The sequence below is a fragment of the Methylobacterium sp. WL6 genome (genome assembly GCF_008040095.1).
GTDB lineage: Bacteria > Pseudomonadota > Alphaproteobacteria > Rhizobiales > Beijerinckiaceae > Methylobacterium.
This window is the reverse complement of sequence record NZ_VRVH01000308.1, coordinates 1-5163: the sequence shown is the minus strand read 5'-3', so window position 1 is coordinate 5163 and position 5163 is coordinate 1. Positions and strand designations below refer to the sequence as shown.

The window sequence follows — 5163 nt, the reverse complement described above, 5'->3', positions numbered from 1 at the left end:
GGGCGTCGGCCGGGTGCTGCCGCCCCCCGACGACGGCCTCGGCGAGACCCTGATCCGCCGCGCCTACGCCGAGCGTGCCGCGACCGAGCCGGACGAGGACCGGCTGGTCGTCCGGTTCGGCACCGAGTGGCGCAGCTTCATCCGGCACCAGACGCCGGACCGCCTCGCCGCCCTCGACGCGGTGATCGACGACCGGATCGAGCGGCGGGCGCTGGCCCGGTACTACCGGCGGATGAAGCATGCGGCGGTCGCCGTCGCCGTCACGGCCTTCGCGCTGGCGCAGTTCGGGATCGACCGGCTGCCGCTCGTCCGCCAGATCTGGCGGCTGTTCCGGGGAGATCTGCGATGAGCGCCACCCTCGACCGCTGGCTCACCCGGCTCTACCACGCGGTCGGCGGGAGCCTGTTCCTGGCGCTGTGCGCCTTCGTCTCCTACACCGCCGGCGACTGGCACTGGCCCTACCGCGTCCGCTCGACGGACCTGCTGACGCCCGAGGTCGCGCCCGGCGGCGCCCTGCGCCAGACGCGGGTGATCGCCTACGGCGCCGAATGCGCGCTGCACGTCACGCGCCGCCTGCAGAGCCTCGGCGCCGACGGGCGCCGGGTGATGCTCCCCGAGATCGCCTTCGATGCGCCGCCCTGGGACCGCGACGGCCGGCCCCAGACCATCGAGACCGAGATCCCGGCCGACTTCCCCTGCGGCCCCGCGATCCTGGTTGAGAGCCCGTCGGCCGCCTGCAACTGGCTTCAGCGCACCGTCTTCCGCCAGCGCCAGCCGGACGCGATCACCCCGTTCCGGGTGACCTGCGGCGGGGTCACAGGTCCAGCATTCCGGGCGACGGCGCGTGCACCGTGAAGGCCGCCCCCTCGTGAATCCAGCTGCCGCCGGCCTGGGCCTTCTCGAAGGCCGCCGTCTCGGCGGTGCCGGCCGTGTAGTGGTGCTCGCCGGTCGCGGTGTCGAGGAAGCGCTGCACCGTCAGCGCGTCTGCGCCGGCCAGCGCCGGGTCGGCATAGGCCTGGAACGCCACGCCCTCGTCGTGGAAGCTCGGCATCATCGCGTCGATGTGGTCGCGCTCCGTGGGGCTCGCCGTATAGAAGTGCTCGCCCGTCCGCGTATCGACGAAGCGGAACACCTCCACCGTGTCCGCGCTCGCGGCGGGCGCCATCCAGGCCACGCCCTCCGCGGTGTAGGACGGCAGGTTCTGCGCGACGTAGGCCCGTTCGCTCGCGCTCGTCGTGTAGAGGTCGTCGCCGGTGCTCGCGTCGCGGAAGTGGAAGGTGTCGCTCGGCGACGCCGCGGTCGGCGCGCTCGCATAGGCCCGGATGTAATCGATCGTCATCTGCGCCGACGCCGCGTCCGGGTCGCCGGCCCAGGCCCCGCCGACGGCGAGGTTGGCGATCAGGTACATCGGCTTGTCGAGATCGGCCGGCGTGGCGGCCTGGAAGGTCGGGTGCCCGTCGTAGTACCAGGTGATGGTGTCGGGCTCCCAGTCGACGCCGTAGGTGTGGAAGCCCGACGTCATGTCCGGCACGGCGACGTTCGCCTCGTCCAGGTAATGCGTCGCGTCGACCCGCTGGCTGCCCGAGACCTGGCTGTGGACGGTGTTGCGCAGGGTGTTCGGGTCGCCGCCGACCATCTCCATCACGTCGAGCTCCGGCGGCCAGCTCCCGTCCGCGGGCAGCATCCAGAACGCCGGCCACATGCCGTGGGCCGCGGGGAGCTGCGCGCGGATCTCGAAGTAGCCGTAGGTCTGGCTGAAGCTGTGGTAGGTGTTGATCATCCCCGACGTGTAGGTCTGCCCCTCGATCGAACCCTGGATGTCGGGGGCGGCCGGCGCGGCGGAGATCGTCAGCGCGCCGTCGGAGACCTGGAACGGGTCGGGCAGGCCGGCCGTGCCGCCCGCGGCGCCGTCCGCGCCGGCGACGTAATATTGCAATTCATCGTTGTATGGCATCGTCCCGGTCGCGCGGACCTTCGTCGACCATTGCGGCGCCCCGACCGTGTCGAGGCCCGTCGTGCCGTTCCACGGCGTGAACGCGTCGAACTCTTCGGCGAAGGTCAGCGTCGCGGTCTGCGACAGGTGGTTCGGATCGATCGCCATGACAGGTCCCGCCTCACGCGGGCGGCCGAAGCCGCCGCGCATGATGAATACAACCGAGAGTAGAATAATCGGTTTACAAACTTGGTTCCGCGGTGCGCTGGGTCGTTTGCGGTCTTCGGCCGCCGCTTCGGGCGCCATCTGCGTCTTCGTTGGGCGGGTTCGCGTATAAACTACCGACGGCCTCGGCGTTCGACAGTCGTCGCGCGTGGCCTCTTCGTCGCCGATCCTCACTCCGTCGGCGGCGGCCGGACGCGCATCCCCGTGGATCGCACGGGGCGCGATGGAACCGCTGCGGTTCTCGGCCGTAACGCTTCGCAGCTTCCCACGGACCTTCGATGAGACCCGCCGCCGCCCGAGCCACCCTCCGCCCGCACGGCCCCGGTCATGGGTCCGCGGCCGGCGGCATTCAGGGCGCATTCAGTGCCTCGGACCGACAGTCCCTCCCCATGCGCTACCCCCTCGCCCTCGCAGCGATCTGCCTGACCGCCGCGGCCCTTGCGGCGGGCGGCCTCGGCATATCGGCGGAGGAGACCCGCGAGGCGGCCCCGGCCGTCGCCGCGCCCGGCCCGCCGCAGCTGCGGGTCGAGGAGTGCCTGTCGCCCGCCGACATGCGCGAGGAGGTGTCCGAGCGCCGGGTGATCGCGCCGGTGACGGCGATCAAGGCCGCGCGCACGGTGATCCCGCGGGCCGAGATCCAGCGGGCGAGCCTGTGCCGCCACGCCGACGGCCTCGTCTACATGCTGACCGCCTTGCGTCGGGACGGCCACTTCGTGCACGTGATGGTCGACGCCAAGACCGGCCAGGTGGCGGGCCAGTACTGACGGCCGGGAAGGCCGTCGCTCGAGGGAGGGTGATCCGTGCGTCTGCTCGTGGTCGAGGATGACCGGGACATCAACCGGCAGGTGGTCAGCGCGCTGGAGGAGGCGGGCTACGTCGCCGACAAGGCCTTCGACGGCGAGGAGGGCGGCTACCTCGGCGAGAGCGAGCCCTACGACGCGATCATCCTCGACATGGGGCTGCCCAAGGCCGACGGCGTCAGCGTCCTGCAGAAGTGGCGCCGCGCCGGGATCAAGACCCCCGTCATCATCCTCACCGCGCGCGACCGCTGGTCCGACAAGGTCGACGGGTTCGATGCCGGCGCTGACGACTACGTCACCAAGCCGTTCCACATGGAGGAGCTGATGGCGCGCGTCCGCGCGCTGCTCCGCCGCGCCGCCGGCCACGCCACCAGCCAGATCGCCTGCGGCCCCGTCACCCTCGACACCCGCTCGGGGCGGGTGTTCGTCGACGGCAACCCGATCAAGCTGACGAGCCACGAATACCGGCTGCTCTCCTACCTGATGCACCACACCGGCCGCGTCGTCTCCCGCGCCGAGCTGACCGAGCATCTCTACGACCAGGATTTCGACCGCGATTCGAACACCATCGAGGTGTTCGTCGGCCGCCTGCGGAAGAAGCTCGCGGTGGACCTGATCCAGACGGTGCGCGGGCTGGGCTACCTGGTCGACCCGAGCCAGCCGCCGGCACGGGTGTGACGGAGCGGGCTACGACCGAGCGCGACCGTCATGTCGGCTCGAGGGGAAGCCTTCCCGCCGAGCCGGATCACGGTATCCCACCCGGCGGTCGGTCCCGCCGCCCGTGCCGCAGCATGCGCCACCCATGAACGCCGTCCTCAGCCTGTTCTCGCTCCGCCGTCGCTCGATCGCCGTGCGGCTCGCCGTCTCGGCGCTGCTCGCCAGCTCCGCGATCCTGCTGATCGCCGCCTGGATCCTGACGACGCTGTATCGCGAGACCACCGAGCGGGCCTTCGACAGCCGGCTGCTGGTCTTCGCCAACAACCTCGCCACCGACCTCGTCACCCCGAGCGACACCGAGAGCCGGGCCTTCACGCTCGGCGACCCCCGCTTCGACCTGCCGCTGTCGGGCTGGTACTGGCAGGTCGGCAAGCCCGACGCCCGGCCGCGGGACCTGCGCACCTCGCGCTCCCTGGTCGGCGTGCCCCTGAAGCCCGCCACCGATCCCGACGGCAAGGCGGGGGTCGGGCAGATCCGCCAGGGCTACGGGCGGGCGCAGGACGACCGGCTGCTCCGCATCATCGAGCGCGACGTCGACCTCGGCGAGGACGGGCGCTACACCGTGCGCGTCGCCGGCCCCGCCGACGAGATCGTCAACGACGTCGAGCGCTTCCGAAATTCCCTGTTCATGACCTTCGGCCTGCTCGGCCTGTCGCTCGCGCTGACGACCCTGCTACAGATCCGCTTCGGCCTGGCGCCGCTGAAGAAGATGCGCGCGGCCCTGGGCGCGATCCGGCGCGGCGAGGCCGACCGGATCACCGGCACCTATCCGCGCGACATCGCCCCGCTCACCGGCGAGGTGAACCTCCTGATCGAGACCAACCGCGAGATCCTGGAGCGCGCCCGCACCCAGGTCGGCAACCTCGCCCACGCGCTCAAGACGCCGCTCTCGATCATCGTCAACGAGGTCGGCGCCTCCGACGCCCCGGCCGACCTCGCCGAGAAGATCCGCGAGCAGGCGGCGGTGATGCGCGACCAGGTGAACTACCACCTCGACCGGGCGCGCGCCGCCGCGCTCGCCGGCACGCTCGGGACCTCGACCGACGTCGAGCCGGCGCTCGCCGGCCTGGTGCGGACCTTCGGGAAGATCTATCGCGACAAGGACATCGCCTACGAGGTCCATGTGCCGCCGGGCCTGCGCTTCCGCGGCGAGCACCAGGATTTCGAGGAGATGGTCGGCAACCTCGTCGACAACGCCTCGAAATGGGCGGCCGGCCGCGTCGCGATCCGGGCCGAGGCGGTGGATGCCCATGATTATCCCCACCTTCTCGTGGCGATCGAGGACGACGGCCCCGGCCTGCCGGAGGAGGCGCGCTCGGCCGTGCTCGGGCGCGGGCGGCGGATGGACGAATCGAAGCCCGGCTCCGGCCTCGGCCTCTCGATCGTCGCCGACCTCGCCACGCTCTATCGCGGCCGCTTCCGCCTCGAGCAGGCGGCGCTCGGCGGCCTGCGCGCCGTGCTCGAGGTGCCGGGCGACGTGCCCAAGGG

6 protein-coding genes are annotated in these 5163 nt (G+C 71.6%); 5 read left to right on the top strand and 1 reads right to left on the bottom strand.

Annotation, left to right across the window (positions count from 1 at the left end):
• Both FV230_RS29955 and FV230_RS24260 read left to right on the top strand, forming a co-directional pair.
• Window positions 1-349: hypothetical protein (locus FV230_RS29955; protein ID WP_187275607.1), on the top strand; the 349-nt coding region annotated here is incomplete at its 5' end.
• Complete coding sequence (locus FV230_RS24260) at window positions 346-855, top strand: hypothetical protein (RefSeq protein WP_147844220.1); 510 nt, start codon at window positions 346-348, stop codon at window positions 853-855. The genes FV230_RS29955 and FV230_RS24260, both read left to right, overlap by 4 nt.
• Here the strand turns inward: FV230_RS24260 and FV230_RS24255 are convergent.
• Complete coding sequence (locus FV230_RS24255; RefSeq protein WP_147844219.1) at window positions 815-2101, bottom strand: family 16 glycosylhydrolase; 1287 nt, start codon at window positions 2099-2101, stop codon at window positions 815-817. The genes FV230_RS24260 and FV230_RS24255 overlap by 41 nt on opposite strands.
• 446 nt (window positions 2102-2547) lie before the next feature.
• On the opposite strand from FV230_RS24255, the gene FV230_RS24250 reads away from it, so the two are divergent.
• The 3 genes from FV230_RS24250 to FV230_RS24240 form a co-directional block, all read left to right on the top strand.
• Window positions 2548-2922 carry a PepSY domain-containing protein gene (locus tag FV230_RS24250; RefSeq protein ID WP_147844218.1) on the top strand — a complete coding sequence of 125 codons (375 nt, stop codon included), beginning with the start codon at window positions 2548-2550 and terminating at the stop codon, window positions 2920-2922.
• A gap of 36 nt (window positions 2923-2958) precedes the next feature.
• The gene (locus FV230_RS24245) at window positions 2959-3636 is read left to right on the top strand and encodes a response regulator transcription factor (RefSeq protein ID WP_147729507.1); all 678 of its coding nucleotides are present in this window, start codon (window positions 2959-2961) and stop codon (window positions 3634-3636) included.
• Between the two features lie 124 nt (window positions 3637-3760).
• Window positions 3761-5163 (top strand): sensor histidine kinase (locus FV230_RS24240; RefSeq protein WP_147844217.1); only part of this gene is annotated, 1403 nt, incomplete at its 3' end.

What these genes read in the sequence shown, in the direction of transcription:
- FV230_RS24260 (WP_147844220.1), top strand. Translation starts at nt 346, where the DNA reads ATGAGCGCCACCCTCGACCGCTGGCTCACCCGGCTCTACCACGCGGTC.
- FV230_RS24255 (WP_147844219.1), bottom strand. Translation starts at nt 2,101, where the DNA reads ATGGCGATCGATCCGAACCACCTGTCGCAGACCGCGACGCTGACCTTC.
- FV230_RS24250 (WP_147844218.1), top strand. Translation starts at nt 2,548, where the DNA reads ATGCGCTACCCCCTCGCCCTCGCAGCGATCTGCCTGACCGCCGCGGCC.